Raw genomic sequence first — 26,340 nt, 5'->3', positions numbered from 1 at the left:
GGTTCAGAACGTCGTGAGACAGTTCGGTCCCTATCTGCCGTGGGTGTAGGAATATTGACAGGATCTGTCCCTAGTACGAGAGGACCGGGATGGACGTATCTCTGGTGGACCTGTTGTGGCGCCAGCCGCATAGCAGGGTAGCTATATACGGACGGGATAACCGCTGAAGGCATCTAAGCGGGAAACCCACCTGAAAACGAGTATTCCCTTGAGAGCCGTGGAAGACCACCACGTTGATAGGCCGGGTGTGGAAGTGCGGCAACGCATGAAGCTTACCGGTACTAATAGCTCGATTGGCTTGATCATTCTCATTACTTATATCCATCGCCAAGCGATGAATTGACTGTCTCACGCGCCGTATCGCCCCTTTGGGGCGGGCGCTGCGACGGCGCGCCGGACGTCCGGCGACGACCTAGCGGTCTGTATGGGTACTTTCTGGAACTTCGGTTCCAGGAAAAGCTCCAAATACAGCACGATAGTGCGTCGCGGCTCGTGCCGCGCCCCCGCGCAGCACAGCCCGATAGGGCTGATATGCGTGAGCGACATTCAACACAAACAAAACCAGCTTCTCTTTCATCGTTGCTTTTTGCTGACCTGGTGGTTACAGCGGAGCGGCTGCACCCGATCCCATTCCGAACTCGGCCGTGAAACGCTCCAGCGCCAATGGTACTTCGTCTCAAGACGCGGGAGAGTAGGTCGCTGCCAGGTCTGCAAAACGCAACATGAAATCAAAACACTCTCCACATTCCATACCAACGCATCCAAGGCCGCCTAAAGCGGCCTTTTGCTTTTGCAATAACACCAATGTAAGAGCATAATTACTTCCATCGCCAAGCGGCGATATGGTGGCGCGGGGTGGAGCAGCACCCCCGTCCGACCGCAGAAGCCATCAGGCTTCGAGGACGGACAAACGGAGAAATCCGGGCTGCACCGCTGACCGCAGGGCAACGCCCGAGGACAGACAAAACGGCAATCGCCGGATATGGTGGCGCGGGGTGGAGCAGCCCGGTAGCTCGTCAGGCTCATAACCTGAAGGTCACAGGTTCAAATCCTGTCCCCGCAACCAACAAATCTCCCACATACATCTCAAAACACCCAGTCTCACGTCAGGCGAAGAACCTGAAGCCTGAGAACGCCCGCCCAAAACCCCGGAAAGCAGCATAAGGGCATGCATCCTGTAAAGGACAGCCATGACATCGGGGTGTCCCTGAAACGCAAAATTCCTGTGCCAGCCGCTTTACCAGCACATGATGCTGTTCTGTATCCGCGGCGAGCCACGCGTCTGGTACCAGGCGTTGAATGGCGCGTATTGCTGTATTGGCCCGCATATCCCTATGAATAAGTTGGAAGCGCAACGCAAAGCGTAGGTAATGGGTGTCGATCACCAATGCGCGCATCTGCAGTTCACTGAAATTTAGGACGCATGCGCTGATTTTTGGCCCCACGCCGCGCAAGCTTTGAAGCCACGTCAGCGCTTGTTCCACTGCCATACTGCGTAATGATTCCAGATCCAGTGCACCACATTTCCGGATAATGGCCTGAAGAGCTTCGGGAATGTAGGATGCATATGTCCTTGCAAAAGTAATCTCGCGAATACAGCCATAGACATCTTCGGGATCAGCGTAAGCCAGAACTTGGGGCGTTTTAAACTTCCTTTGCAGATTATGATAAGCTCTTAACGATACATGATCACGAGTGCGGCTCCCCAGCATCGCCACAACAAGCATCTCTATGGGCGAAAATCTTAACCCGGCAGCGGGGCTTCCATAATGTGCTTTCAAGCGATTATGGATAATATCAAGCTGGTTCGGAGTTCCAAAATCCAAACTATACTGCATGTTTGAATTATAGAACGAAAAGCGAATAAATAAACTGAAAATCACGAAGCGAAAAGTGATCGACTTTTTAAGCCGTGATATCGACAACCCCGCAGTCGCCGCTCTCGCTGCCGAACACCAGGCGGTGCCCGGTTCTGTCCCAGTCCATGGACGAAACCGCGCCCTTGCCGGGGCGGCGCAGCAGCACTTCCTTCTGATCGCCGAAGCGTCCGACGAGGATCATGCCGTCGGCATAGCCGATGGCGACGATATCCTCGACGGGATGACAGGCCACTGCCGTCACCGCGCTGTCGCCGCGGGTTCCCAGCTCCAGCGGCGCCTTGCCCATCGGGCCGTCCTTGCCGGAAAACGGCCAGACGACCGTTGCCGGCGCCCCCGAAGTCGCCAGCCATTTGCCCTTCGGGCTCCATGACCAGCTTTTGACCTTGTTGGGATAGCCGGTCATGCGCATGTGGCGGTTGTCTTCCAGGCGCCAGCCATGCAGGGCATTTTCCTGCATGGAGGTAACGAGAAAACGGTTGTCGGGTGAGAAGGTCACCGAGACATGAGCGCCCTTCCATTCAAGTTCGGTCGGCGTGCCGTTGGTTGCCGGCCAATGCAGCGTCACGCCATTGTAGCGCGCGACCGCCAGCCGCATGCCCTTGGGCGCAAAGGCTAGCCCTTCGACGCTGCGTTCATGGGTGAATTCACGCACCGATCCGTCGGGTGCGCGCACCCAGGCAGTCTTTCCCGATGCATAAGCCACGGCACCATTCGGTGCCGCCGCCAGCGCCGTCATCCACTTGCGCGGTATCCTGCTGAGTTCGGTGACTTCGCCATTCAGCCCGATCGAGCAGACGCGGCCATCCTCGCCACTTGTAAGCAAAAACTTACCATCGGCGGATGGTACGGCGCAAAGCAGGCCGTCATGGGCTTCCACGGTCTTGTGGCCATTGTCGAGCCGATGCACGCTGCCGTCGGCAAGCGCGAAGAACGGGACATCCTGGATAAAGCGCGCGTCAACGCAATGGCCGGCGAGGTCTAGCGGGGCAATGGTCGGCATCAGGCAAGGCAGCTTTCAAGTCCGGATTTCAGCGCATCATGGTCGAGTTCACGGCCGATGAAGACAAGGCGGCTTTCGCGCTTTTCGTTGTCTTTCCAAGCCCGCTGATGATCGCCCTCGATGATCATATGGACGCCCTGGATGACATAGCGCTCGTGATCGTTCCGGAACGCAAGAATGCCCTTGAGGCGCAGGATATTCGGGCCCTGTTCCTGGGTGATCTTCTGCACCCACGGGAAGAACTTGTCGGGATTGAGCTCGCCGACGCGCAAGGAGACCGAGACGACCGTGGTGTCATGAATCGGCGATGCATGATCATGGTGGTGATGGTGGTCATGCCCGTGATCGTGATGATGATGCGCGTGATCGTGATCGTGATCATGATCGCAATCGGGCCCGCAGGCATGATCAGGGTGATCGTGGTCGAGGAAATGCGGATCGTTTTCCAGTGCGCGCGTCAGGTCGAAAGCGCCGCGATCGAGCACGCGCGTCAGGTCAATGGCGGCGCGCTCGGTCCGGTGGATGACGGCATAGGGGTTGATGGCGCGCACCGTAGCTTCGACGGCGGCGAGTTCCTCCGGCGTGACCAGGTCGGTCTTGTTGAGCAGAACAACGTCGGCAAAGGCAATCTGGTCTTCCGCCTCGCGGCTGTCTTTCAGGCGCAGCGGCAGGTGCTTGGCGTCGACGAGCGCCACGACCGCATCCAGCATGGTCTTGCTGCGTACATCGTCATCCATGAAGAAGGTCTGGGCGACAGGGACGGGATCGGCAAGGCCGGTTGTTTCGACGATGATGGCATCGAAACGGCCGGGACGGCGCATCAGGCCCTCGACCACGCGGATCAGGTCGCCGCGCACGGTGCAGCAGATGCAGCCATTGTTCATTTCGTAGATTTCTTCGTCGGATTCGACGATCAGATCATTGTCGATGCCGATCTCGCCGAACTCATTGACGATGACCGCATAGCGTTTGCCGTGATCTTCACTGAGAATGCGGTTCAGCAGCGTCGTCTTGCCGGAGCCGAGATAGCCGGTCAGCACGGTGACGGGGATCTGGGGGATGCGCGCCGCATCCGGCGCGGCACTGGTGGTCGTTTGAGCTTCACTCATCGTGTGCCTCTTTGAATGGATGAACACAGGATATAGGTGATCGCGGCCGCTTTTGCTACATCAACTGTATTCAATTGCATGAATGGTTTGTTCAACCGGATTGAGCCTGTCAAGGCCGCAAAACCGAAACGTCGAAGCGGTCGACATCCTCGAGCAGTTCAATGATGCCTTGCACACTGCGCGCAATGATCTGTTCGCCCGCTTCTGCGGTGGCGCGGGCGGCGTTGCCGGCAACGCCCAGCCGGTTGAGATCCGACATCTTCCAGCCAAAGGCATGCGGGCCGTAGGCGCGCAGGTGCTTATAATCCCGGATATAGGCGCGTTGGTTTGAATCGAAGTCCTGTGCCTTTGTCATATCAACTGTTTCCGGGTAGAGCGCCAGCATCACCGATGTTTCGATAAAGCCGCCATGAATGTCGAGCGCCTTGTCTTCCGGCGAAATCAAGCCATCCGGCAAACCAAACCGTGTCCAGCTTGTTGCCACGGCAAGCATATTGCAATGCACGCGCAGTTCCGTCGCGACGATGGTCATCAGCGGCGCGTTGCCGCCATGGGCGTTGAGGATCACCAGTTTGGACTGGCCACGGCCGGCTACCTGCCTGCCGATGTCGATCCAGCGGCGGACAGCCGCATCGAAGGCGAGGGTCTTCGTGCCGCCCACATCCATATGCTCGATGGAGTAGCCGACGGGTTCAACCGGCAGGATGTCGACGGCAAGTCTAGGGGGAAGCGCCCGTTTCAGCCGTTCCGTCAACCCTTGCGCGATCAGCGTGTCGGTGTCGAAGGGCAGATGCGGGCCATGCTGCTCGTGGGCACCAAGCGGAAGAAGGGCAATGGTTCTGGCGGAAGAAGCGGGCATGGGACACTCACGCGGTTTGACGGACCCTGTTAGCATAATTGTCGCGATGCCACGAGGATAGGCGCTGGAGGCCGGATTTTTACAGGCTTATTTCAAGCGCAACAGCAATTCGTCGGCAAATTTCATCAGAATGTCATATAAGAATTGTAACGCGGATTCATCGGGGGGATTGGACTTATGGTGCGGAGCTGAATGTTGGGGCGCCAGGATCTGTTTTCCATACAATTGCGGACTGCGCAGCACCGATATTCTTCGCCTGATAATTGCCATTTACCAAAAAGAGCTAGCCGCCTTATCATCAACCGGACAATGGGTTCATAGCGAGCAGGAATTTGAATGGTCAAGGAACGCAAGCCTCTCATCCTTCATCGTCTGCAATCAACCGCTCGCTTGACGCGAACGGCACTGGCCACCCGGCTGCTGGCCCATGGTTTCTACGCCGGGCAGGATGCCGTCATGTTGCAACTGGCCCATGAAGACGGCCTTTCGCCGAGCGTTCTGGCAAAACGCCTGGGTGTCCGGCCGCCGACGATCACCAAAACCATCTCCCGGCTGCAAACGCAGGGTTTTGTCAAGAAGGAAGGGTCGGCGACCGATCAGCGCCAGGCCCATATCTTTTTGACCGATACCGGCAATGAAGCGATCCGGGCGATCGAAAAATCCATCCGCAAGACTGAGAAGGATGCGATGAAGGGCTTCGACAAAAAAGAGCGCAAAGCCCTGATCAAAATGCTGCAGCGGCTGGAGATCAATTTGTCGGCTGCCGAATTGCTGCGCCAGACCGGCTCGGAGGACGATCACGAGGAGGACGAGGGGGAAGAAGAGTAATTTTCTCGTCGCTCGTGGTGATTTACCGTTACAAATGATGTGAAATTGCTAACATGACGGCACGTCCCGCCGTCTGATTGGTTAGCTCCTTGCCTGTACCCGCTCCTTCCTCCCAGGAAGCCGTTCCTGCTGCCGCAATTCTTTATATCTTTGCGGCGGGCATCCTGTTTTCCTGCCTGGATTCGAGCGCCAAATATCTGGTTCTCCAGGGTATTCCGCCCGCATTCATTTCGTGGATGCGGTTTGCCGAGCATACGGTGCTGGTTTTCATCTTCTTTCGCGGCTGGACCAATCCGGCGCTGTTCAGGGTCAAGAGCATCCGCTTTCAGCTGCTGCGCGGCCTGTGCCTGTTCGGTTCCACCTATTTCAATTTCTATGCGCTGCAGACCATGCAGCTGGGCGAGACGATCACGATCTCCTTCGCCGCCCCCATGGTCATTGCCGCCCTGGCAGGGCCACTGCTGGGGGAATGGGCCGGCTGGCGCCGCTGGGCGGCGATCATCGTGGCATTCATCGGCGTGCTGATCATTGCGCGGCCCGGCTTCGGCACGCTCAATCCCGGCTTGCCCTATTCGATACTGGCCATGCTCAGCTATTCGCTCTATGTGCTGCTGACCCGCCGCATGGCTGCCACCGAATCACCGGAAAGCCTGATCTTTTTTTCCGCGCTCGCGCCTGCCGTCCTGATTTCGCCCGCCATCACCCAAGCCGTGATGCCGCAGACATGGTTCCAGATTGCGCTTCTGCTCATGCTCGGTTTCTTCGGCGGGGTAGGGCACTATCTGATCATTCTGGCCTACCGGCGCGCGACCACGGCCGCGCTTGCGCCCTATCCGTTTCTGCAGATCGTCTGGATGCTCGCCTTCGGATATGTGTTTTTCGGCCAGTTTCCCGATGTTTACACGCTTGTTGGCGCCGTTATCGTCATTGGCAGCGGGCTTTACGTTGTGCATCGCGAACACCGGTTGCGGCGGCGGTCCTGATCACAGTCCGCATCCGTACGTCACCGGTTCAATTGCTGCTTTGCGGGGCACGGGCGGCGAAAGGGCTTTGATTTATCGGGTTGCAGTGGCATAACGCCAGAGAATGACACTATACTTGTCTGGCTAGACGGCGGGGAGGCGGTTTTTGGCGCAAAAGATCAAACTATCGACAATTGCCGACGCGCTGAAAGTGTCCACTGCAACCGTATCGCTTGCGTTGCGCGACAGTCCGCTTGTCGCCGATCAGACCCGCGAAAAGATCAAGGAACACGCGCGCGCCATCGGTTATATCTACAACCGCCGGGCGGCCAGCCTGCGCACGTCGCGCTCGGGCATTGTCGGTGTGGTGGTACACGACATCATGAACCCGTTCTTTGCCGAAATTTTGCGGGCAATCGAAGGAGAACTCGATCGCTCCGGCCAGACCTTCATCCTGTCGAACCATTACGACCAGCTCGACAAGCAGCGCACATTCATCGAGACCGTTCTGCAATTGGGCGGCGACGGTGTCATCATGTCGCCGGCCATCGGCACCCCGGCCGAGGATATCCGCATGGCGGAAGACAATGGTCTGCCGGTCGTCCTGATTGCGCGTACGGTCAAGGATGCCAACGTGCCGGTGTTCCGGGGCGATGATTCCTACGGTATCAGCCTGGCAACGAATCATCTGATCTCACTCGGGCACACGCGGATTGCAATGGTCGGCGGCACCGACCAGACGTCGACGGGCCGTGACCGCTATGAAGGTTATCTCCTGGCGATGCAGAAGGCCGGTCTTGAGGTCAAGCCGGAATGGCGCATTCCCGGGCCGCGCACCAAACAGGCCGGTTTTGATGCCGCGCCGCAGTTCCTGGCGCTGAAGGATCATCCGACGGCGGCCGTCTGCTGGAATGATCTGGCCGCCATCGGCATGATGAACGGCATTGCCCGTGCCGGGCTGGTGCCCGGCGTGGATATTTCCGTGACCGGTTATGACGACCTGGAAGAAGCAGCGATTGCCACGCCGGCGCTGACGACCGTGTGGAACGGCCAGCGCGAGGTGGGCCAACGCGCCGCGCGCGCCTTGCTCGACCAGCTCAACGGGGCGGATACCCATGCGCGGCAGGAGCTGATCAAACCGGAACTGCGCATCCGGCAGTCCACATCCAAACCCAAGGAACGGTAAGTCCGGTTGAAGGCCGCGTTTTCAACAGGCGGCTTAAAGCTTGATTAAGGCTGTTTGCCTAAGGTCCCTCCAGGCCACCAATCCCCGGGGAGATCGTCGTGAAGCTGAGTTTGCCTGCCGGGATTGGCCTTGCCGCCTTTTTCGCCGCCGTTGCGGTGCTTGGAGATTTTTTGTCGTCCGCCAGCGCGCCGCCCGTGCAGGTCGATCCGACGACGACCGCTTCCATCGGACTGACAGACTTCGACCGGCCCGCCTTTCTCATCAGCAGCCCGGGAGGCGCGGCAAAGTGCAAGATCTTCCCGCAAGGCAACGGCATTGCAGGGCATGACGCGCTGCGCGTCGCCAAGGGGTGTGCGGCGCTGTATGCGCCCCTGGCCGACGCGACGGAGTGGCGCAACAATCAGGACGGAACCATCGCTCTGGCGGATCAGTCCGGGAAAACCATCGTTGAATTCAGCCCCGGCGACGGGCGGGCCTATGTCAGCGTTGCGCCGCGTTCCGTCCTGCTCTCGCTGTCGGCGAGCGGGCTGAATCTGTTCTAGCCGGGATTATTCCGCCGCCTGAAGCCTTTCACGGGTGGCCTTGTGCGCCCGGGCGGCGTCGCCGAAAGCGGCAAAAATCTTGCGCGACGGGCTGTCGCTTTTCACCCAGTATTCCGGATGCCATTGCACGCCAACAGCAAAACCGCGGGCGTTTTTGACCGACACGGCCTCGATGGTGCCATCCTCCGCCACGGCTTCGATATCCAGCTGGGCCGCCGGCTTGTCGATGGCCTGCCGGTGCACGGAATTGACCTGAACCGTATCCGCCTGCATGACATTGGCGAGGCACGAGCCCGGCTTGATGCGCACGGGATGGCGGATGGCAAAACGCTCCGCCTGCTGCTCGGATTGCGGTGCCCGGTGATCCATGCGGCCATCCAGTTCCTGTATCTCGGTGGCGAGCGTGCCGCCAAGCGCGACGTTCAGCTCCTGAATGCCGCGGCAAATGGCAAGCAGCGGCACACCGCGCTCGATGGTGCGCCGGATCAGGGGCAATGAGGTCGCATCACGGGCGGGATCGTAGGGCTCGTGTGCTTCGGTGGGCTCGACGCCGTAGAGCGCGGGATGGACATTGGATTTGGAGCCTGTGACCAGAACCCCGTCCACACCGTCAAGAATGGCATCGATATCGAGGCCTTCGCCGAAAGACGGGACAATCAGGGGGATGACGCCCGCTGCCTCGTAGGCAGCCTTCAGATATTGATCGGGCGCTGCGTGCCACGTGTAATTTTCAAAGGCGCGAACGTCTGATGTGATGGCGACGAGTGGCTGCCGCATGGGGATGCTCCATAAACAAATCTTGATAGAATGTAGTGCAGTTCGGGGGTGTTTCCAATGGGTCCGGCCCTGAGAGCCTTTCGGCCGCAAAGACGGCTTTTCTGTGAGGTTTTCCCGGATTTTCGCCGGCTTTGCACCGCGCCCCGTTTGTGTTTTCAGCGACTGGACTTGAAGAGTCGAGTGTGTATGGTGGTCGGCGGACCGGGAGAAATGGACTGTTTGTCCGGGGGGTCTGAACCGAAATACTGGAGGAGAATATATGGATCGTCGTTCATTCATCAGGAATGCCGGATATGCCAGCGCGGGGGTGGCTGCGGCTACCACACTGGCCGCGCCGGCAATTGCGCAGTCGATGCCGAAGATCACGTGGCGCTGTGCGTCGTCATTTCCAAAATCACTCGACACGATCTATGGCGGTGCCGAGGTTCTGTCGAAATACCTGAAAGAAGCCACGGACGGCAATTTCGTCATCCAGCCCTTCGCGGCCGGCGAAGTCGTTCCGGGATTGCAGGCTGCCGATGCGGCCGCAGCGGGTACTGTCGAACTGTGCCACACCGTTGCCTATTATTACTGGGGCAAGGACCCCACCTGGGCTCTGGGTGCAGCCGTACCCTTCGCGCTCAATGCCCGCGGCATGAATGCCTGGCAGTACCAGGGCGGCGGCATTGACCTGATGAACGAGTTCTTCAACAAGCAGGGCCTGCAGGCCTATCCGGGCGGCAATACCGGCGTGCAGATGGGCGGCTGGTTCCGCAAGGAAATCAAGACCATCGAGGATTTGAAGGGCCTCAAGATGCGCGTCGGCGGTTTTGCCGGCAAGGTGCTGGAAAAGCTGGGTGTCGTGCCGCAGCAGATCGCCGGCGGTGACATCTATCCATCGCTCGAAAAGGGCACGATCGATGCGGCCGAATGGGTTGGCCCCTATGACGATGAAAAGCTCGGCTTCCAGAAGGTGGCGCCCTATTATTATTACCCCGGCTGGTGGGAAGGCGGTCCGACCGTCAGCTTCATGGTCAACAAGCAGAAATGGGATTCGCTGCCGCCGAGCTATCAGTCGCTGTTCCGCACGGCGGCCCAGGCAACCGATGCGAACATGCTGCAGAAATATGACTATGTGAACCCTCCGGCCATCAAGCGGCTGGTTGCCGGCGGGGCGCAGCTGCGTCCGTTCACCCCGGAAATCCTCAATGCCTGTTTCGAGGCGGCCAATACGGTCTATGCCGAAATCGAAGCGACCAATGCGCCATTCAAGAAGATCTGGGACTCCATCAAGGCTTTCCGCAACGAGCATTTCCTTTACGCTCAGGTGGCCGAATACACCTTCGACACGTTCATGATGGTCCAGCAGCGCAACGGCAAGCTCTGAGCCAGCCGTTTTGAGCAAACAAAAGCCCGGCAGCGATGCCGGGCTTTTTCGTGTCCTGCCGTCACATTTTCGGCGGCTGGCTCAAATCCGGTGCCGCCGGTTGCGCGGGCGCCGCCGGATTGGGCGCGGGACCGCCGAGCGGCGGTGCACTGAGGTCGGTGCCCAGTCCGCTGCCAAGGCCGCCACCCAAACCGCCGCCGAGATCGGAATTGGGAATCTGGATCGTCGCCGGATTGATCGTGCTGGCAGGGCCGGTGTAATGCATGACCATTTGCGGGAACATGATCGTCAGGGCCACCATGACGATCTGGATGCCGACGAAGGGCACGGCGCCCCAATAGATCTGCCCGGTGGTGATCGGCTGGATTTTCTTGCCCGTGATCTTGTCCATATACGGCACCTTGGCCGCCACGGAACGCAGATAGAACAGGGCAAAACCGAACGGCGGATGCATGAAGCTGGTCTGCATGTTGATGCCGAGCAGCACGCCGAACCAGATCAGGTCGATGCCGAGCTTGTCCGCGACAGGCGCAAGCAGCGGCACGATGATGAAGGCCAACTCGAAGAAATCGAGAAAGAACGCCAGGAAAAACACGAGGATGTTGACGACGATCAGGAACCCGACCTGTCCGCCCGGCAGGGATACCAGCAGGTGCTCGACCCAGACCTGGCCGTTGACGCCGTAGAAGGTGAGGGAGAACACACGGGCTCCGAGCAGGATGAAGAGCACGAAGGATGACAGTTTGGTCGTTGACGCCAGCGCCTGATTGATCACGCTGAAACTGAGGCGGCCCTTCGAGGCGGCCATGAGCAGGGCCCCGACGGCCCCCATGGCACCGCCTTCCGTCGGCGTGGCGATGCCGAGGAAGATCGTGCCGAGCACGAGGAAGATCAGGGCGAGCGGCGGAATGAGAACGATGATCACCTGCTGCGCCAGCCGTGACATCAGGTTGAGGTGGAATGAGCGGTCTGCCAGCGCGAATGCGTAGACGGCGATGGTGCCGATGGTCGCGCCCCAGATGTCCGCGTTGGTTCCCGCCACGGGTCTCAGCCAGACAATCGCGGCGTAGGCGATCGCACCGGCAATGGCCAGGGCGACGATGAGCGATGTGACGCCCGATCCCAATGTGCGCGCCTCGACAGGAAGAGCCGGCATGGATTTCGGTTTGAAGATGGACAGGGTCAGGACATAGGCCATGTAGAGACCGGTCAGCACCAGGCCCGGGATCAGCGCGCCATGATACATGTCGCCGACGGAACGTCCGAGCTGGTCGGCGAGAACGATCAGGACGAGGGATGGCGGAATGATCTGTGCCAGCGTGCCGGATGCGGCGATGACGCCGGATGCGACACGGCGGTCATAGCCGTAGCGCAGCATGATCGGCAGCGAGATCAGGCCCATGGAGATGACCGATGCCGCGACGACGCCGGTGGTGGCCGCAAGCAGGGCGCCGACGAAGATGACGGCATAGGCGAGGCCGCCGCGAATCGGACCGAACAGCTGGCCGATCGTATCGAGCAGGTCCTCGGCCATGCCGGAGCGCTCGAGGATGATGCCCATGAAGGTGAAGAACGGAATGGCAAGCAGGGTGTCATTCGACATCACCCCCCAGAATCGTTCGGGCAGGGCATAAAGGAAGGGCCAGTCGAGGGTGATCGTGCCGTTGGAATAGGGGGCAAGCTCGACGCCAATGAAGAAAAACAGCAGCCCGTTTGCAGCAAGGGCAAAGGCGACGGGGTAGCCGATCAGCATGAAGACGATCAGCGAAACGAACATGATCGGCGCCATGTTCTGCGCAATAAATTCAATCATTGCGCGCCTCCGCCATGGCGACTTCCTGTTCCGCAATCTCTTCGAGGCTGAGAGGCGGACTGGGATCGGGGATATCGCCGCGCATCACCGCAATCTTCTTGATGATTTCCGAAATGCCCTGAATGGCCAGAAGCAGGAAGCCGACCAGCAGGATCAGCTTGCCGGGCCATTGCACCAGCCCGCCGGCGCTGGGCGAGCCTTCGCCGCTGCGATAGGACAGGCTGACATAGGGGACGAAGTAAAAGCACATCAGAAGGACGAAGGGCATCAGGAAAAACAGATGCCCGAGCAGATCGATCCAGTGCTGCACCCGGCGCGAAAAGGCGCCGTAGACGATGTCGATGCGGATGTGCTCGTTCTGCTGCAGCGTGTAGGCCGCGGCCAGCATGAACGCGCCGCCAAACAGGAACCACTGCAATTCCAGCCAGGCATTGGATGACTGGTTGAACACCTTGCGCACGATGGCGTTGCCGGCGCTCACCACCACGGCCAGGAAAATCAGCCAGGCGACGTTGCGGCCAATAAATTCGTTGAAGCGGTCAATGGCTCTCGATACGGCAAGCAAAGCCGACATGCAGTTCCTCCCCCTCATTCCGGCAACCCTCCGTTGCCGGGAAATGCGCCCGGACAGCCCTTGGCCGCTCGTCAAAACGGCGGCAATGCCTTCGTTTCGGCTGTCCCTCCCGATATTCCATCTGAACTGTTACCAGCCTCATACCGGTGCAGCAACCCGGGATGTTGCAGCCCGGCCGTTGTTTTCATGACGGCGGCGGTTCGGTGGTTGTCATCGCTGCATGGGCAGTCTAACAGTGGATAAAACAATCCGGGGTTGGTATTTATTGTAATGACAAGTGCCTCTTCTCTTTCCGTTGCAGGAAAGACCATTGCGGTAACAGGCGGGTCCTCAGGTCTGGGGCTCAGGATGGTTCATGTGCTTGCCGCGCATGGCGCGAATGTTGTCTCCATTTCGCGCACACCCGCGCCGGACAATGAGCACAGCCCCAATATTCTCAATATTATTGCCGATGTGACGGTTGCCGACGATATCGAGCGCGCGTTTGACGAGGCCGAGCAGAAGCTTGGAACGGTCACGGTGGTTTTCAACAATGCCGGTGTCGCCACGATGGAACGGGCGCTCACCACGACGCGCGAACAGCTGCGGCATATTTTTGAAGTGAATGTCGAGGGCGCGTTTTTCATCGCGCAGGAAGCGGCCAAACGGATGATTGCCGCCGGGGTCGGCGGATCGATCATCAATTCCTCCAGCATCCTTGCCGATGCGCCGGTCAAGGGGTCGGCGGGCTATGCCATGTCGAAGGCGGCGATCAGCCAGATGACCCGCTCCCTGGCGCTGGAATGGGCGTCGCATGCGATCCGGGTGAACGCCATTGCGCCGGGATGGTTTCCGACGCGCCTCAACGAATCCATCATGAGCGGCCCGGCGCACGGGTTCCTCAAGGGCAAGAACCCGATGCGCCGCCTCGGCGAGCCTGAGGATATCGATGGCACCGTTCTGCTGCTCGCCTCCGATGCCAGCAGCTACATCACCGGCACCGTCATCACCATCGATGGCGGCCACAGCCTGCAGGGTTAAATTCGCTCCGCTTCATTGTTGTTGGTGCGCACCGCGAGAACAAAGACCAGCAGCGCGAAGACGGCGGCATCGCGCCACAGGACCGGAAAATATCCGCCCCACAAGGATTCGACGACACCGACAGCCGCCGCGCCCAATGCCGCGTGGAGCGGTCTCGACAGGCCTCCGGCGGCGGTGATGAACAGGATCTTCAGGCCGAAGATCATTCCGGTATTGAAGCTGACATTGCCGTAGTACAGCGCTGCAAGAAAGCCGGCGAGGGCGCAGACCGCACAGGCGGCAAGGATTGCCCGCGTCCGCACGCGGCGCGGATCAATCCCGCACATGGATGACGCAAACGGCTCATCGCTCACCGCACGCCATATCCGCCCGGCAGATGTGCGCTGCATGATCAGTTCACCGGAGGCGATGACGATCAGGGCCACGCCGATGTTGACGAGTTGAATCTGTGTCAGGCTGATGTCGACGGCCGCGCCCAGCACGTGCACCGGCTCGGCCAGCATGGGCGGAAGCCAGTAATCCCTGGTATCGGCGGCAAGGCGCGACAGTTCCATCAGGAAAATGCTGAGGCCGAGCGTCGCTACCAGAATCGTGTTCCTGTTCCCTGCCTCGAGCGGCGTGTAGATCAGTCTGGCGATGGCATAGCCGCCGAGCCCGACATACACCGCGGCAACAGCCAGCCCGAACCCGAGCGCCAGCGGCAAGGTCATCCACAGGACCGTCCAGCCGAACGCCGTGGCCAGAATGAAGGTCTGGCCTGAAAAGGCAAACAGGGCGCCGAGCGACAAATCCGTTCGATGGGTCAGCCCGTGGATCAGGACATAGCCATAGGCCAGCAGCGCATACAGCGCGGCGTTGTGGATGCCATTGATCAGCAATTGAAGAAAATAGGCCATCGGTCACCCGCAGATTTCCTTATATACTAACTTGCAAAATCGATTTTACCAGTTAGAATTTCGCCATGACCTTTGACTGGAATGCGCATCGATTCAGTGGCGGCGTGCTGGCTCTCGACCTGGCCAATACGGTGGTTTTTCGTGACGCGCCCGACCGCGCGCTGGACCGGTTTTCAGACCGTTCGGAACTGCGGGGATTTGCCGAAGCGGCGGCGCAATTCCGGCAGGCGGAGTGGGGCGATGCCCGCTTCCACCCGCCGGTGCAGCCAGCGCAGATCAACCGGCTTATCGATGTGCGTGAAGCCATCAATGCGCTCTTTCGCACGGCCGTGCGGGGTGGAGGGCTCCCGCCTGCGAACATGGCGGCATTTCTGCAGCTTGGCTCGGCGCTGGTGTGCGATGAACCGGGCAGGCAGGATCTGGCGTTGCCGGGCGCGGGCAAGGGCGAACGCGATTTGTCGCTCGGCACCGCCGCTTTCCTGTCCGCCATGCGCCTTCTGGAGCCGGCGCGGCTGGAGCGGATCAAGATCTGCCCGAACTGTCATTGGCTTTATCTCGATGAAAGCCGCAACCGCAGCCGCCGCTGGTGTGACATGACCGTATGCGGAAACCGGGCCAAGGCGCAAAGACACTATCGCCGCAATCGCGAACCATCGGAGTCCGGCCATGGGTAAGAGCATGAATCACTGGCACCGGCTTGTCCTGTTGCCCGTACTGGCGGGCGCATTGGCCCTGGGGGCCTGCCGCGATTCAGGCGAGGGGGATTACCTCGCCGTTGCCGGAAAGCTGTTTGTCTTCAACTACCGGATTGCCCAGGCAACCTATCATCTGACGCTGACAAAGGTCCGCAAGGTGCCGGGTGATGCCATGCTTGAGACCACCTTTGAAAACCCGGCCGGAGGAGAGCCGTTCATCGTCCGGCAGAATGTCTGGCCCGCAGCCGAAAAGATTTCGGTCGACAGTCCGCCGGTCAAGTGCGTGAAGGCCGATCGTGGCTACAAGGTAACGATCCGTCTCAGGGATGCGGGGGGCAAGCTGCTGCAGACAATCGACCGGACGATGATATCGGACACGGATGAATCGGTGCTGCCCAACAGGCCGCTGGTCATCGGTCCGTTCTACGATCCCAACCCGGACAAGGACAAGCCCGACAGCAATGCTGTCGCCTGTCCGGCGTGATCCTTGCTGCCAAAGGCATCCATACACGGGATGGCGGTTTCATGCCGTTCGCTCAGTCGCTTTAGGAATTGGTAATTGTGTTTCCCATTTGATAAATATCAGTTTGACATGGGGGGCAAATAAATATTCTAAATGCATGCCTCATACATAATCTGAGTATCGTTGGCGTTTGTTCGAAAGTATTCGTTAACGTATCCAATTATGGGTACAGTTATTCACGGACATTTTGATGAAAATTGAACGCAACGAGAGTATTTTTCTCGAAATTTTGTTCCTTCGCACGCTTTATGCGAACAAGAAGGCTGTCTGGTGGACCTCGGTCATCCAGATTCTTGCGACATTGGTTATTTATGTCAAAACCGATCATCCCATTTATGCGGCCTTTGCCCTCGCATTCTTCTTGATTGTCCTTGGGCGTACTGCAAACGCCAGCGCATTCGAACGAAAAGATCTTTCGTCCGCCACCATGGCGGACCTGCGGACATGGGAGTGGCGCTATCTCCTCGGGGCCATCAGCACGTGCATCCTTCTCGGCCTGCTTTGTCTGGTCAGTATCTATGTTCTCGCGGACCCCTCGGCTGCCATCACCAGTGTCGCAATCGTTGTCGCGTCGATGGTGGCGCTGGTGACGCGCAACTACGTTTCGCCGACGGTCGTCATCGGCATGTCCATTGGCATTCTGGCGCCGCTGTTCCTGACATTCGTGCTCCTGGGCGGCATTTACAACTGGCTGCTGGCGCTGCTGATCCTTCCCTATTTCTGGAGCAATATCCGGATCGCATCCAAGCTGCGGCAATCGCTCTGGGATGCACTGCTGGGCAAACAGCAACTCAGCGTCGTTGTCAGCCATTTCGATGCCGCGCTGAACGGCATGCCGCAAGGGTTGCTGATGTTCGACCGCAACCAGACAATCACCGTCGCCAATATGAAGGCGGCGAAAATGATGGGCTTTGACGAGCCGGAACAGGTTCACGGCCATTCCCTGCAGAGCCTGCTGCGGCTTGCCCGGGTCAAAGCCTATTTTCCCGAGGAGACGCAGGCTTCGTTGTCCGGCAAGATGCAGGACCTGCTCAGCGGGCGCAAGGAGCGCGACATTTTCATGTCTCCCGCCAAGCGCCATTATGAATTCACGGCAACGCCGGACCCGCAGCACGGCACGGTACTCATTTTCCAGGATGTGACCCGGCGGGCGGAAGCGGAGGCGCAGATCAGCCGCATGGCGCGCTATGACAGCCTGACGGGCCTACCCAATCGCAGCCAGTTCGCCGAGATCGCCAGGACCTATACCGATGGCATCGAGCCGGGCACGCAGATCGCGCTGATGGTTGTCGATGTCGACGGACTGAAGCGGACCAATGACACGTTCGGTCATCGCATTGGCGATGAATTGCTGCGCGCCTTTGCCGACCGGCTTGCCTCGATCGACGTGAAGCACCCGGTCATTTCCCGCTTCGGCAGCGATGAATTCGTGCTGCTGTTTTCCGCCGCCACGCGCGATGACGTGCTGCAGAGTGTGGAGCGCATCATGGCGGCCATATCGGGGCAGTACACGATTTCCGGTCATGAAATCCTGACCGGCGCGCATGCCGGGGTGGTGATCGTCTGCGCGGCGGAGTTCGATCTTGCGGTCATGCACATGAATGCCGATCTGGCGCTCGATGTCGCCAAGAAGGACAGCCAGAAACAGTGGGTGGTTTTCGTCGAGACGATGGACCATTCCTTCCGCAGCAAACAGCGGCTCAAGTCGGATTTGCGCAAGGCCATTGCCGAGGGCACCCTGTCGGTCGCCTATCAGCCCATCATCAATGTCCGTACCCTGCGCATGGTCGGGTGCGAAGCGCTTTCGCGCTGGAACCACCCGGAATACGGGCCGATTTCCCCGGCGGAGTTCATCCCCATGGCGGAAGAGATGGGGCTGATCTCCGATTTGACCCAAAACGTTGTGGAACAGGCGATCAAGGATTGCAGTCTTTGGGGGTCGCGGATTGCGGTCTCCATCAACCTGTCGTCGCATGACCTGCAGAACATGGACATGGCCGACATCATCCGTTCTGCCCTGCATCGCCACAATGTGGAGCCGGAACTGATTGAAGTCGAGGTGACGGAAGGCGCGATCATTACGGACCGCGAGGCGACGGGAGGCGTTCTCCAGAGCCTCAAGGCCATGGGGCTGCAGGTTGCCATCGACGACTTCGGCACCGGCTATTCCAGCCTGAGCTATCTGAAGGATCTGCCGGTCACCAAGGTGAAGATCGACCGCTCCTTCATCACCGATATCACCGAGGAAGGCCGTTCCCTGAAGCTTCTGCGCGGCATCGTGCAGATGACGCATGAGTTGGGCCTGTCCGTGACAATCGAAGGCCTGGAGACGCGGGAACAGTTTGCCTTGATCAATCGTTGGATCGGCGCCGAATATGTGCAGGGGTTTCTCTATGGCGCGGCCACCACGGCGGAGAATATCGCCAAGAACTTCGATATCGAGATGGTGCAGTTGCCGGTGAAGCCGCGAAACAGCGAGATTGCGGCAGCCAGCTGACCGGCGGGCAGCGGCAACTGCCGCGCCATGTTCTGCGTGCTTGTGCTTGACCTGCTCCCGATCTTGTCGAAAACTCCCGCCGCTGACAAAGCCAGACTCAACAGGAAAGTATCGCTGTCATGATTGCACAAATTGCCATTGCGCCGCTCGTCGCGCTGATCGCCGGGATCATCATCCTGATAGCGCCGCGCTTGCTCAATTACGTGGTTGCGCTCTATCTCATCATCATCGGTGTGACCGGACTTTTCCCGCATCTGCTCAGCTGAGTGCAGCGGGAGGAAAGGCCCGGCCGGTAAAATCAGCGCAGTTGCCATTTTTATCGATTGAGAGGCTTTTCAGCGACCATCTGCGCATTGCGCTGCTGCAGGCTTTTCGCTATTGCCAATAGGACTAAGACTTTATGAGGTTTGAAGATGGCTGAACATCACGACACGGCGCCCGCAGAACTGGGTGCACCCATGGACTACAACGAGCATGAAAAGACGTATGATCTGTTCATTGCTCTTTCAAAATGGGGTGCGGTTGTCTGCATCGCTTTGGTAGCTGCGATGGCGTTTGGCTTTTTCGCTGGCGGGTTCTTCTCCGCAACTATTCTGTTTATTCTTATTTGTGTTGCTGCCTGGTTCGTTCTGTAAACACGCTCCATCAGCGTTGTTCATGAGCCGGGCGGATAATCCTGTTGACATCCGCTTGCATGAGCGGGCCCATCACCAGGATTGCCAATCGTCATAGCGGGGCAGGCGCGCTGGTCTTCGGGCCACTGCCTGTATAGTGGCAACATGCTTGGGGGTGAGGGCTTGGCTCAGACACTGTTCATACCGAAAGAGACCGACGTAAATGAACCGCGGGTTGGCGGTTCGGCGGAAACGGTCAAGAAACTGATCGGTCTTGGTTTTTCAGTCATTGTGGAAGGCGGCGCGGGGATCCTGTCCCGCATTCCGGACCGCGAATTCGAAGCGGCGGGCGCGACCATCGGCAAAACCGCCGACATCCGCAATGCCGATGTCGTTCTGAAAGTCCGGCGTCCATCCACGGCTGAGCTCAAATCCTACAAAAAGGGCGCTGTCGTCATCGCCATGCTCGACCCTTACGGCAATGATGCTGCCGTCAAGGAACTGGCGGATGCGGGTGTCACCGCCTTCACCATGGAATTCATGCCGCGCATCACGCGGGCGCAGGTCATGGACGTGCTGTCGAGCCAGGCCAACCTTGCCGGCTATCAGGCGGTGGTCGATGCTGCCGGGGAATATGACCGGGCCCTGCCGATGATGATGACGGCGGCCGGTACCGTTCCTGCGGCCAAGATCTTCATCATGGGCGTCGGCGTTGCCGGTCTGCAGGCGATTGCCACGGCGCGCCGCATGGGCGCCGTCGTCACCGCGACGGACGTGCGCCCCGCCGTGAAGGAACAGGTCGCTTCGCTCGGTGCGAAATTCCTCGCTGTCGAGGACGACGAGTTCAAGGCGGCTGAAACCGCCGGCGGCTACGCCAAGGAAATGTCGAAGGAATATCAGGCAAAGCAGGCGGCGCTGGTTGCCGACCATATTGCCAAGCAGGATATCATCATCACCACGGCGCTCATTCCCGGACGGCCCGCACCGCGGCTCGTCACCCGGGAAATGTATGCGCGCATGCGTCCCGGCTCGGTCATCGTCGATCTCGCGGTCGAGCGCGGCGGCAATGTCGAAGGGGCTGTGGCGGGCAAGACCGTCGATGTCGACGGTGTGAAGATCGTCGGTCATCTCAATGTCGCCGGCCGTATCGCAGCGACCGCCTCGCAGCTCTACGCCAAGAACCTCTTGGCGTTCGTCGAGACGCTGGTCGACAAGGATGCCAAGGCCATCAAGATCAATTTCGATGACGAGCTGGTCAAGGCAACCGTGCTGACCCATGACGGCAAGGTGGTCCATCCGAGCTTTGCCGCAGCGGCTGCAACGGCTGCCGCACCGGCGGAGGCAAAGGCGGAACCCAAGAAGGTTGCGGCCAAGGCTGTGCCGAAAAAGGCCGCCGCACCTAGGAAAACCGCGCCCAAGACGGCGGCCCCCAAAAAGACTGAAGGAGAGGCGTGATGGCTGATACCGCACTCGAAAAAGCGCTTGATAGTCTCAATCAGGCGGCCGAAACGGTTCGCCAGGTGGCTGAGAACATGCCGGAAGCAGCCGGTGCCGCGGCCCATGCGGTGACCGGCGGTGCCGTCGATCCCTTCGTCTTCCGCCTCGCGATCTTCGTGCTGGCGATCTTTGTCGGCTATTACGTGGTCTGGTCGGTAACACCGGCCCTGCACACGCCGCTCATGGCCGTCACCAACGCCATCTCGTCGGTTATCGTCGTCGGTGCGCTGCTTGCGGTCGGCCTGTCGGCCAGCGGCTTTGCCACCGGCTTCGGCTTCATCGCTCTGGTGCTTGCCAGCGTCAATATCTTTGGCGGCTTCCTTGTGACCCATCGCATGCTCGCCATGTACAAGAAAAAAGAAAAGTGAGACCTGGGCAATGAGCGTAAATCTCGCAGCTTTTCTTTATCTTGTCTCCGGCGTCCTGTTCATTCTGGCGCTGCGCGGCCTGTCGCATCCCACCACAAGCCGCCAGGGTAATTTTTACGGCATGATCGGTATGGGCATATCGATCCTCACCACACTCACCCTTGCCGAGCCGAGCTTCAGAGGTCTTGGCCTCATCGTCATCGGTCTTGCCATCGGCGGCGGCGTTGGTGCCTATACGGCCAAGCGCATCGCCATGACGGCCATGCCGCAGCTGGTTGCCGCCTTCCACTCGCTGGTCGGTCTGGCCGCCGTCATGGTGGCTGCGGCCGCCATCTACTCGCCCAACTCCTTCGGGATCGGCGAAGTCGGCTCCATTCACGGGCAGGCGCTGGTGGAAATGTCGCTGGGTGTCGCCATCGGTGCGATCACCTTTACCGGCTCCATCATCGCCTTCCTCAAGCTTGACGGCCGCATGTCCGGCAAACCGATCATGCTGCCGGGCCGCCATGTGCTCAATGCGGGCCTGGCGATTGCCATCGTCGTGCTGGTCGTGGCGCTGGTGATGAGCGAAAGCCATTTCGTCTTCTGGCTGATCGTTCTGCTCTCACTGGTTCTGGGTGTGCTGATCATCGTGCCGATCGGCGGCGCCGACATGCCCGTCGTGGTGTCGATGCTCAACTCCTATTCGGGCTGGGCTGCGGCCGGTATCGGCTTCACTCTCGGCAACCTGGCGCTGATCATCACCGGCGCGCTGGTGGGCTCTTCCGGTGCCATCCTGTCCTACATCATGTGCAAGGGCATGAACCGTTCGTTCATCTCGGTCATCCTCGGCGGCTTCGGCGGCGAGACCGGTGGTGCTGCGGCCGGTGAAGTCGAACAGCGCCCTGTGAAGCAGGGCTCGGCCGATGATGCCGCCTTCATCATGAAGAACGCCTCCAAGGTCATCATCGTGCCGGGTTATGGCATGGCGGTGGCGCAGGCCCAGCACGCCCTGCGTGAAATGGCCGACAAGCTGAAGGCTGAGGGTGTGGAAGTCAAATATGCCATCCATCCGGTTGCGGGCCGTATGCCCGGTCATATGAACGTGCTTCTGGCCGAAGCCAATGTTCCCTATGACGAAGTGTTCGAGCTGGAAGACATCAACTCCGAGTTTGCGCAGGCCGACGTGGCTTTCGTCATCGGTGCCAATGACGTCACCAACCCGGCAGCGAAGACCGATCCGAAATCGCCGATCTTCGGCATGCCGATCCTCGATGTGGACAAGGCTGGCACGGTTCTGTTCATCAAGCGCGGCATGGGTTCCGGCTATGCCGGCGTCGAGAACGAGCTGTTCTTCCGCGACAACACGATGATGCTGTTTGCCGACGCCAAGAAGATGGTCGAAAACATCGTCAAAGCGCTGGATCACTGATCCGGTTGCTGACGGAACAAACGGAAAGCCCGCCAAACCGGCGGGCTTTTTCATTTCAAGGTCTGTTGGATTGTCCGCTGAATCTTTTGCTCAAAGGCCGCCAGCCGGGCAGGGGCCAGTTTCTCGCAGTTGTAGAGCGACAGCATGGAGAAGCGCGCCTTGGGTGCGCAGGTGCCGATGATGGCCGTGCCGAGGATACGGCGCACCGGACGGAACATGATCAGCCGGTCGATCCACCAGGGCGATCCGAGCGTGGTGATGGCGATGCATGCGGTCATGGCGTTGAGACGGGGGATCATCCGGCCGAAGTCCGGCGCATGATCGTAGGCGGTGCCGGGCACGAAGACCCGGTCGATCCAGCCCTTCAGGATGGCAGGCAGTCCGAACCACCAGGTGGGAAAAACCAGGATGAGCACATCCGCATTCTGCAAGGCGGCGGAGTCGTCCGTGGCTTCGGAGGCATCGTATTGCGTGGTGTAGTAGCTCTGCCTTTCCTCGGGCGAAAGCCTGGGATCAAAACCACGCTGATAAAGATCGAACAGCTTGAGTTCATGCGGTGACGCGGCAATCTGTTCCGCCACCAATGCGGTGAGGTGCCCGCACAGGCTTTCTTTCAGGGGGTGAGCGGAAACAACGACGAACCGCTTCATGGGATGGGATCAGGAGCGCGTGCGCGCCAGACCATCAAGGGCAGGCTTGTACTTGGGATCGAGCTGCGCCGCCTTGGCATAGGATTTCGCCGCACGGGCCTTGTCGCCGCGATGCTCGTAGATCAGCGCCTGATTGGCCCAACCCTCGGCAATCGTGCCGTCCAGCTTGATCGCATTGTTGAAATCGTCAAAGGCGTTGTCGTCATCGCCCATGGCCACATAGGAAATGCCGCGGCCGTTATAGGGCTCGGCGGCATCGGGCTGCAGCGAGATCGCCGTGGAGAAATCTTCGATCGCCTGCTTGTGCTGGCCGCGCGCCTGATAGATCAGGCCGCGATTGTGATAGGCGCGGGGATCGGTCGTGTTGAGCTGGATAGCCTGCTGGAAATCGCTGAAGGCGCGGTCGAGCTGTCCCGACAGGCGGTAGAGATTGCCGCGGCCGATATAGGCAGCGTCATATTGCGGATTGATCTGGATGGACTTGCTGTAGTCCGCTGCTGCCTGGGCCGTGTTGCCCATGTTGCGGTAGACAAGCGCGCGGTTCGCATAGGCCTGGTAGAAATTCGGGTTCAACTGCAACGCCGTGTTGAAATCCTTGATCGCATCGCTGTTGCGGCCGGCCCGGCCGAAGGCGGAGCCGCGCACATTGTAGGCTTCGGGATCACGGGGATTGCTGCGGATGACGCTGTCGAGCGAACTGATGTTCTCGGAAGACCCTTGCGCCTTGTCGATCCCGGTCATGTCGCTGGTCGAGGTCTGGCACCCGGCAACAGCCAGGGTGAGAACCGAAGCGATCACCAGTCCGGTGGTGCGCAACGCCTTGAATGCCGATTGCGGGTCGCGATACGAAACCATTTCAAGTGAATGTGTCATACTCTTGGTATCCCGTTCAATCGAAAACGCAAAAAGGGCGGTGTGACGCAAGCCACTCCACCCCGTTATTGTGTCAAGGCGTTAATAAATGCTGATCAACGAGCCGCAGAAGCGCGGACCGGTGCCTTGCGTGCTGGCATTGGCAGAAGACCTTCGCGCTGTGCCTGCTTGCGGGCAAGCTTGCGGGCGCGGCTGATGGCTTCTGCCTTCTGGCGGGCGCGCTTGATCGAGGGCTTCTCGTAATGATCATGCATCTTCATTTCGCGGAACATGCCTTCGCGCTGCATCTTCTTCTTGAGAACGCGGAGAGCCTGATCAACATTGTTTTCGCGTACGAGTACCTGCACGTTTTATCCTGTATCTCTTAGAATTTCGTTGAGCTTGAATCCGAACCCATATCCTTGGTCAGTGGGTCAGCGATCCAAACTTCGCGACGGTCATCCATCGCAAACTGACGAGGCCATTATCAGAATGGCAATGGAATGTCCATGGTGAAGCTGTTTAAAATGGCGGATATTCTTCCCCGCCGCCGGTTTACGCGCCCGTGCAATTTTAGAATAACCGGCACGGAACGCCAATCTCCGTCGCAAAATGGCAAAAGACCTTTGAGCGGATGCGTTACTGATGCATAAAAGTGCGATCCTGCGCTTGAAAATCGATGTCGATTTCAGGACAGGATACTGCTCTCGCAAATCGTGGAACAAAACGCTCTGCCAAGGTCACCGGTACGGCCGAAAGCTCTGCAAAGGATTGAATGATGCGGAAATATTCAGTGTTTGCTTTGGCCCGCGAGGCATTGCGTGCCCACAAGGGGTGGGAACAGCAATGGACGTCGCCCGAACCCAAGTCGGAATATGACGTCATCATTGTTGGCGCTGGCGGACATGGTCTTGCCACTGCCTACTACCTGGCGAAGGAGCATGGCATTACCAATGTCGCTGTTCTGGAAAAGGGCTGGCTGGGCGGCGGCAACACCGGCCGCAACACCACGATCATCCGGTCCAACTATCTCTATGACGAATCGGCCGGCATTTACGAACATGCGGTGAAATTGTGGGAGGGCCTGAGCCAGGACCTCAACTACAACGTCATGTATTCGGCGCGCGGCGTGATGATGCTGGCGCACAACATCCACGACGTCCAGGTATTCAAGCGCCATATCCATGCCAACCGGCTGAACGGCATCGACAATGAATGGCTAACGCCCGAACAGGTCAAGGAATTCTGCCCGCCGATCAACCTGTCCGCCGATGCGCGCTATCCCATCATCGGTGCGGCCCTGCAGCGGCGCGGCGGCACGGCCCGTCATGATGCCGTTGCCTGGGGCTATGCCCGCGCGGCTGCCGATCGCGGCGTGCATATCATCCAGAACTGCGAAGTGACCGGCATTCGCCGCGCTGCCAATGGCGCGGTTGTCGGCGTCGATACCAATCGCGGCCCGATCAATGCCAAGAAGGTCGGTGTGGTGGCCGCCGGTCATACCTCGGTGATCATGAATATGGCCGGCGTGCGCATGCCGCTGGAAAGCTATCCGCTGCAGGCGCTGGTGTCCGAGCCGGTCAAGCCGCTGATCCCCTGTGTGATCATGTCGAACACCGTGCACGCCTATATCTCGCAGTCCGACAAGGGCGAAATGGTCATCGGTGCGGGGACGGACCAGTACACGTCCTATTCCCAGACCGGCGGCCTGCACATCATCAATCACACGCTGGACGCGATCTGCGAAATGTTCCCGGTGCTGACACGGCTGAAAATGCTGCGGTCCTGGGGCGGCATCGTCGACGTGACGCCGGACCGTTCGCCGATCCTCGCCAAGACGCCCGTCCCCGGTCTCTACGTCAATTGCGGCTGGGGAACCGGCGGGTTCAAGGCAACGCCCGGCTCCGGCAATGTGTTCGCCCATACGATCGCCCGGGATGAGCCGCATCGGATCAATGCGCCGTTCACGCTCGAGCGCTTCACCACCGGGCGCCTGATCGACGAAGCCGCCGCCGCCGCCGTGGCGCACTGACAGATTCAAGAAACGAGACGACGACAATGCTTCTCATCAAATGCCCCTATTGCGAAGAAGAGCGCCCGGAGCTGGAATTCCGCAACGCGGGTGAAGCGCATCTCGTGCGCTCCCCGGCCATATCGGAACAATCGGACGAAGACTTTGCCGCCTTCCTGTATTTCCGCCAGAACCCCAAGGGGCTGCAGTTCGAGCGCTGGCGGCATATTCACGGCTGCGGACGTTTCTTCAATGCCGTGCGCGATTCCGTCTCCGACAAGTTCCTGACCGTCTACAAGGCGGGCGAACCGCGCCCGGATGTCGAAACGCTTCTCAATCCGGAAACCGTTTCCGATGCTGAACCTGCAAAGAAACGCGCCCCCCGCGCCAAGAAAGGGGAGCTGTAAGCC

General features: G+C 59.4%; 27 protein-coding genes, 1 tRNA gene and 2 rRNA genes. 19 read left to right on the top strand and 11 right to left on the bottom strand.

What is annotated here, in order from left to right:
- From ACIQWS_RS21865 to ACIQWS_RS21855, 3 genes are all read left to right on the top strand, one after another.
- A 23S ribosomal RNA gene (locus tag ACIQWS_RS21865) occupies positions 1-306 on the top strand; the annotation flags it as partial.
- A gap of 287 nt (positions 307-593) precedes the next feature.
- Positions 594-708, top strand: a 5S ribosomal RNA gene (rrf, locus tag ACIQWS_RS21860).
- Positions 709-989: 281 nt separating this feature from the next.
- Positions 990-1,066, top strand: a tRNA-Met gene (locus ACIQWS_RS21855).
- 40 nt (positions 1,067-1,106) lie between these two features.
- On the opposite strand, the gene nth is transcribed toward ACIQWS_RS21855, so the two are convergent.
- From nth to ACIQWS_RS21835, 4 genes are all read right to left on the bottom strand, one after another.
- The gene (nth, locus tag ACIQWS_RS21850; RefSeq protein ID WP_403184204.1) at positions 1,107-1,925 is read right to left on the bottom strand and encodes an endonuclease III domain-containing protein; all 819 of its coding nucleotides are present in this window, start codon (positions 1,923-1,925) and stop codon (positions 1,107-1,109) included.
- Positions 1,906-2,880, bottom strand: coding sequence for a WD40 repeat domain-containing protein (locus tag ACIQWS_RS21845; protein WP_403184201.1), 975 nt, complete (start codon positions 2,878-2,880; stop codon positions 1,906-1,908). The genes nth and ACIQWS_RS21845 overlap by 20 nt, the downstream gene beginning before the upstream one ends.
- Positions 2,880-3,989: a GTP-binding protein gene (locus tag ACIQWS_RS21840; RefSeq protein ID WP_346305311.1), complete on the bottom strand. Its 1,110-nt coding sequence runs from the start codon at positions 3,987-3,989 to the stop codon at positions 2,880-2,882. The genes ACIQWS_RS21845 and ACIQWS_RS21840 overlap by 1 nt, the downstream gene beginning before the upstream one ends.
- A gap of 109 nt (positions 3,990-4,098) precedes the next feature.
- Positions 4,099-4,884 carry a creatininase family protein gene (locus tag ACIQWS_RS21835; RefSeq protein WP_346305312.1) on the bottom strand — a complete coding sequence of 262 codons (786 nt, stop codon included), beginning with the start codon at positions 4,882-4,884 and terminating at the stop codon, positions 4,099-4,101.
- 300 nt (positions 4,885-5,184) lie between these two features.
- Here ACIQWS_RS21835 and ACIQWS_RS21830 point away from each other — a divergent pair, with 300 nt between their 5' ends.
- From ACIQWS_RS21830 to ACIQWS_RS21815, 4 genes are all read left to right on the top strand, one after another.
- Positions 5,185-5,676: a MarR family winged helix-turn-helix transcriptional regulator gene (locus ACIQWS_RS21830; protein ID WP_223615934.1), complete on the top strand. Its 492-nt coding sequence runs from the start codon at positions 5,185-5,187 to the stop codon at positions 5,674-5,676.
- Between the two features lie 89 nt (positions 5,677-5,765).
- Positions 5,766-6,659, top strand: coding sequence for a DMT family transporter (locus ACIQWS_RS21825; RefSeq protein WP_403184197.1), 894 nt, complete (start codon positions 5,766-5,768; stop codon positions 6,657-6,659).
- Positions 6,660-6,804: 145 nt separating this feature from the next.
- Positions 6,805-7,824, top strand: coding sequence for a LacI family DNA-binding transcriptional regulator (locus tag ACIQWS_RS21820; protein ID WP_223615936.1), 1,020 nt, complete (start codon positions 6,805-6,807; stop codon positions 7,822-7,824).
- 98 nt (positions 7,825-7,922) lie between these two features.
- Positions 7,923-8,366, top strand: a complete 444-nt coding sequence (locus ACIQWS_RS21815) for a hypothetical protein (RefSeq protein WP_346305313.1) — start codon at positions 7,923-7,925, stop codon at positions 8,364-8,366.
- Positions 8,367-8,372: 6 nt separating this feature from the next.
- Here ACIQWS_RS21815 and ACIQWS_RS21810 read toward each other — a convergent pair whose 3' ends face one another.
- On the bottom strand, positions 8,373-9,143 hold the full coding sequence (locus ACIQWS_RS21810; protein ID WP_403184193.1) for a gamma-glutamyl-gamma-aminobutyrate hydrolase family protein: 771 nt from the start codon (positions 9,141-9,143) through the stop codon (positions 8,373-8,375).
- A 259-nt stretch (positions 9,144-9,402) separates the two neighbouring features.
- On the opposite strand from ACIQWS_RS21810, the gene ACIQWS_RS21805 reads away from it, so the two are divergent.
- Positions 9,403-10,509, top strand: coding sequence for a TRAP transporter substrate-binding protein (locus ACIQWS_RS21805; protein WP_403184191.1), 1,107 nt, complete (start codon positions 9,403-9,405; stop codon positions 10,507-10,509).
- Between the two features lie 61 nt (positions 10,510-10,570).
- Here ACIQWS_RS21805 and ACIQWS_RS21800 read toward each other — a convergent pair whose 3' ends face one another.
- Both ACIQWS_RS21800 and ACIQWS_RS21795 read right to left on the bottom strand, forming a co-directional pair.
- Complete coding sequence (locus tag ACIQWS_RS21800) at positions 10,571-12,322, bottom strand: TRAP transporter large permease subunit (protein WP_403184189.1); 1,752 nt, start codon at positions 12,320-12,322, stop codon at positions 10,571-10,573.
- Entirely contained in the window at positions 12,315-12,896 is a 582-nt protein-coding gene (locus ACIQWS_RS21795) for a TRAP transporter small permease subunit (protein WP_403184187.1), read from the bottom strand. Before ACIQWS_RS21795 ends, ACIQWS_RS21800 begins: the two co-directional genes overlap by 8 nt.
- Before the next feature lie 270 nt (positions 12,897-13,166).
- Between ACIQWS_RS21795 and ACIQWS_RS21790 the strand changes: the two genes are divergently transcribed.
- Positions 13,167-13,916, top strand: coding sequence for an SDR family NAD(P)-dependent oxidoreductase (locus ACIQWS_RS21790; protein WP_223615942.1), 750 nt, complete (start codon positions 13,167-13,169; stop codon positions 13,914-13,916).
- Here the strand turns inward: ACIQWS_RS21790 and ACIQWS_RS21785 are convergent.
- Positions 13,913-14,812: a branched-chain amino acid ABC transporter permease gene (locus ACIQWS_RS21785; protein WP_403184184.1), complete on the bottom strand. Its 900-nt coding sequence runs from the start codon at positions 14,810-14,812 to the stop codon at positions 13,913-13,915. The two genes, ACIQWS_RS21790 and ACIQWS_RS21785, sit on opposite strands and share 4 nt — an antisense overlap.
- Positions 14,813-14,877: 65 nt before the next feature.
- Between ACIQWS_RS21785 and ACIQWS_RS21780 the strand changes: the two genes are divergently transcribed.
- From ACIQWS_RS21780 to ACIQWS_RS21745, 8 genes are all read left to right on the top strand, one after another.
- Positions 14,878-15,486 carry a CGNR zinc finger domain-containing protein gene (locus tag ACIQWS_RS21780; RefSeq protein ID WP_223615944.1) on the top strand — a complete coding sequence of 203 codons (609 nt, stop codon included), beginning with the start codon at positions 14,878-14,880 and terminating at the stop codon, positions 15,484-15,486.
- Positions 15,479-15,991, top strand: a complete 513-nt coding sequence (locus ACIQWS_RS21775; protein ID WP_403184182.1) for a hypothetical protein — start codon at positions 15,479-15,481, stop codon at positions 15,989-15,991. Before ACIQWS_RS21780 ends, ACIQWS_RS21775 begins: the two co-directional genes overlap by 8 nt.
- A 229-nt stretch (positions 15,992-16,220) precedes the next feature.
- Complete coding sequence (locus ACIQWS_RS21770; protein WP_403184180.1) at positions 16,221-18,527, top strand: putative bifunctional diguanylate cyclase/phosphodiesterase; 2,307 nt, start codon at positions 16,221-16,223, stop codon at positions 18,525-18,527.
- A 119-nt stretch (positions 18,528-18,646) separates the two neighbouring features.
- Positions 18,647-18,793, top strand: coding sequence for a DUF3096 domain-containing protein (locus ACIQWS_RS21765; RefSeq protein ID WP_091878304.1), 147 nt, complete (start codon positions 18,647-18,649; stop codon positions 18,791-18,793).
- Positions 18,794-18,940: 147 nt separating this feature from the next.
- A complete protein-coding gene (locus tag ACIQWS_RS21760) occupies positions 18,941-19,162 on the top strand; it encodes an aa3-type cytochrome c oxidase subunit IV (RefSeq protein ID WP_223615947.1) in 222 nt (73 codons plus the stop codon).
- 162 nt (positions 19,163-19,324) lie between these two features.
- Positions 19,325-20,596 (top strand): Re/Si-specific NAD(P)(+) transhydrogenase subunit alpha, encoded by a 1,272-nt coding sequence (locus ACIQWS_RS21755; protein ID WP_403184177.1) that lies wholly within the window; start codon positions 19,325-19,327, stop codon positions 20,594-20,596.
- The gene (locus tag ACIQWS_RS21750; RefSeq protein ID WP_223615949.1) at positions 20,596-21,006 is read left to right on the top strand and encodes an NAD(P) transhydrogenase subunit alpha; all 411 of its coding nucleotides are present in this window, start codon (positions 20,596-20,598) and stop codon (positions 21,004-21,006) included. Before ACIQWS_RS21755 ends, ACIQWS_RS21750 begins: the two co-directional genes overlap by 1 nt.
- A 10-nt stretch (positions 21,007-21,016) precedes the next feature.
- Positions 21,017-22,417 carry an NAD(P)(+) transhydrogenase (Re/Si-specific) subunit beta gene (locus tag ACIQWS_RS21745; protein WP_223615950.1) on the top strand — a complete coding sequence of 467 codons (1,401 nt, stop codon included), beginning with the start codon at positions 21,017-21,019 and terminating at the stop codon, positions 22,415-22,417.
- A 50-nt stretch (positions 22,418-22,467) separates the two neighbouring features.
- On the opposite strand, the gene ACIQWS_RS21740 is transcribed toward ACIQWS_RS21745, so the two are convergent.
- From ACIQWS_RS21740 to rpsU, 3 genes are all read right to left on the bottom strand, one after another.
- Entirely contained in the window at positions 22,468-23,067 is a 600-nt protein-coding gene (locus ACIQWS_RS21740; RefSeq protein ID WP_403184173.1) for an NAD(P)H-dependent oxidoreductase, read from the bottom strand.
- A 9-nt stretch (positions 23,068-23,076) separates the two neighbouring features.
- Positions 23,077-23,922, bottom strand: a complete 846-nt coding sequence (locus ACIQWS_RS21735; protein ID WP_346305335.1) for a tetratricopeptide repeat protein — start codon at positions 23,920-23,922, stop codon at positions 23,077-23,079.
- Between the two features lie 113 nt (positions 23,923-24,035).
- On the bottom strand, positions 24,036-24,287 hold the full coding sequence (rpsU, locus tag ACIQWS_RS21730) for a 30S ribosomal protein S21 (RefSeq protein WP_099997993.1): 252 nt from the start codon (positions 24,285-24,287) through the stop codon (positions 24,036-24,038).
- A gap of 410 nt (positions 24,288-24,697) precedes the next feature.
- Between rpsU and ACIQWS_RS21725 the strand changes: the two genes are divergently transcribed.
- On the top strand, positions 24,698-25,951 hold the full coding sequence (locus ACIQWS_RS21725; protein ID WP_223615952.1) for a sarcosine oxidase subunit beta: 1,254 nt from the start codon (positions 24,698-24,700) through the stop codon (positions 25,949-25,951).
- Positions 25,952-25,977: 26 nt separating this feature from the next.
- On the top strand, positions 25,978-26,337 hold the full coding sequence (locus tag ACIQWS_RS21720; protein WP_223615953.1) for a sarcosine oxidase subunit delta: 360 nt from the start codon (positions 25,978-25,980) through the stop codon (positions 26,335-26,337).
- Positions 26,338-26,340 lie beyond the last annotated feature (3 nt).

Origin of the sequence: Phyllobacterium sp. NPDC097923, from assembly GCF_044760925.1 — a bacterium.
Lineage (GTDB): Bacteria > Pseudomonadota > Alphaproteobacteria > Rhizobiales > Rhizobiaceae > Phyllobacterium > Phyllobacterium calauticae.
Note: the sequence above shows the minus strand (reverse complement) of the source record. Positions and strands in the feature narration are given on the sequence as shown.

Coding starts and splice junctions, on each gene's coding strand:
- ACIQWS_RS21845 (WP_403184201.1), bottom strand. CDS start 2,880: ATGCCGACCATTGCCCCGCTAGACCTCGCCGGCCATTGCGTTGACGCG.
- ACIQWS_RS21840 (WP_346305311.1), bottom strand. CDS start 3,989: ATGAGTGAAGCTCAAACGACCACCAGTGCCGCGCCGGATGCGGCGCGC.
- ACIQWS_RS21835 (WP_346305312.1), bottom strand. CDS start 4,884: ATGCTAACAGGGTCCGTCAAACCGCGTGAGTGTCCCATGCCCGCTTCT.
- ACIQWS_RS21830 (WP_223615934.1), top strand. CDS start 5,185: ATGGTCAAGGAACGCAAGCCTCTCATCCTTCATCGTCTGCAATCAACC.
- ACIQWS_RS21810 (WP_403184193.1), bottom strand. CDS start 9,143: ATGCGGCAGCCACTCGTCGCCATCACATCAGACGTTCGCGCCTTTGAA.
- ACIQWS_RS21805 (WP_403184191.1), top strand. CDS start 9,403: ATGGATCGTCGTTCATTCATCAGGAATGCCGGATATGCCAGCGCGGGG.
- ACIQWS_RS21800 (WP_403184189.1), bottom strand. CDS start 12,322: ATGATTGAATTTATTGCGCAGAACATGGCGCCGATCATGTTCGTTTCG.
- ACIQWS_RS21795 (WP_403184187.1), bottom strand. CDS start 12,896: ATGTCGGCTTTGCTTGCCGTATCGAGAGCCATTGACCGCTTCAACGAA.
- ACIQWS_RS21790 (WP_223615942.1), top strand. CDS start 13,167: ATGACAAGTGCCTCTTCTCTTTCCGTTGCAGGAAAGACCATTGCGGTA.
- ACIQWS_RS21785 (WP_403184184.1), bottom strand. CDS start 14,812: ATGGCCTATTTTCTTCAATTGCTGATCAATGGCATCCACAACGCCGCG.
- ACIQWS_RS21780 (WP_223615944.1), top strand. CDS start 14,878: ATGACCTTTGACTGGAATGCGCATCGATTCAGTGGCGGCGTGCTGGCT.
- ACIQWS_RS21775 (WP_403184182.1), top strand. CDS start 15,479: ATGGGTAAGAGCATGAATCACTGGCACCGGCTTGTCCTGTTGCCCGTA.
- ACIQWS_RS21770 (WP_403184180.1), top strand. CDS start 16,221: ATGAAAATTGAACGCAACGAGAGTATTTTTCTCGAAATTTTGTTCCTT.
- ACIQWS_RS21765 (WP_091878304.1), top strand. CDS start 18,647: ATGATTGCACAAATTGCCATTGCGCCGCTCGTCGCGCTGATCGCCGGG.
- ACIQWS_RS21760 (WP_223615947.1), top strand. CDS start 18,941: ATGGCTGAACATCACGACACGGCGCCCGCAGAACTGGGTGCACCCATG.
- ACIQWS_RS21750 (WP_223615949.1), top strand. CDS start 20,596: ATGGCTGATACCGCACTCGAAAAAGCGCTTGATAGTCTCAATCAGGCG.
- ACIQWS_RS21745 (WP_223615950.1), top strand. CDS start 21,017: ATGAGCGTAAATCTCGCAGCTTTTCTTTATCTTGTCTCCGGCGTCCTG.
- ACIQWS_RS21740 (WP_403184173.1), bottom strand. CDS start 23,067: ATGAAGCGGTTCGTCGTTGTTTCCGCTCACCCCCTGAAAGAAAGCCTG.
- ACIQWS_RS21735 (WP_346305335.1), bottom strand. CDS start 23,922: ATGGTTTCGTATCGCGACCCGCAATCGGCATTCAAGGCGTTGCGCACC.
- ACIQWS_RS21725 (WP_223615952.1), top strand. CDS start 24,698: ATGCGGAAATATTCAGTGTTTGCTTTGGCCCGCGAGGCATTGCGTGCC.
- ACIQWS_RS21720 (WP_223615953.1), top strand. CDS start 25,978: ATGCTTCTCATCAAATGCCCCTATTGCGAAGAAGAGCGCCCGGAGCTG.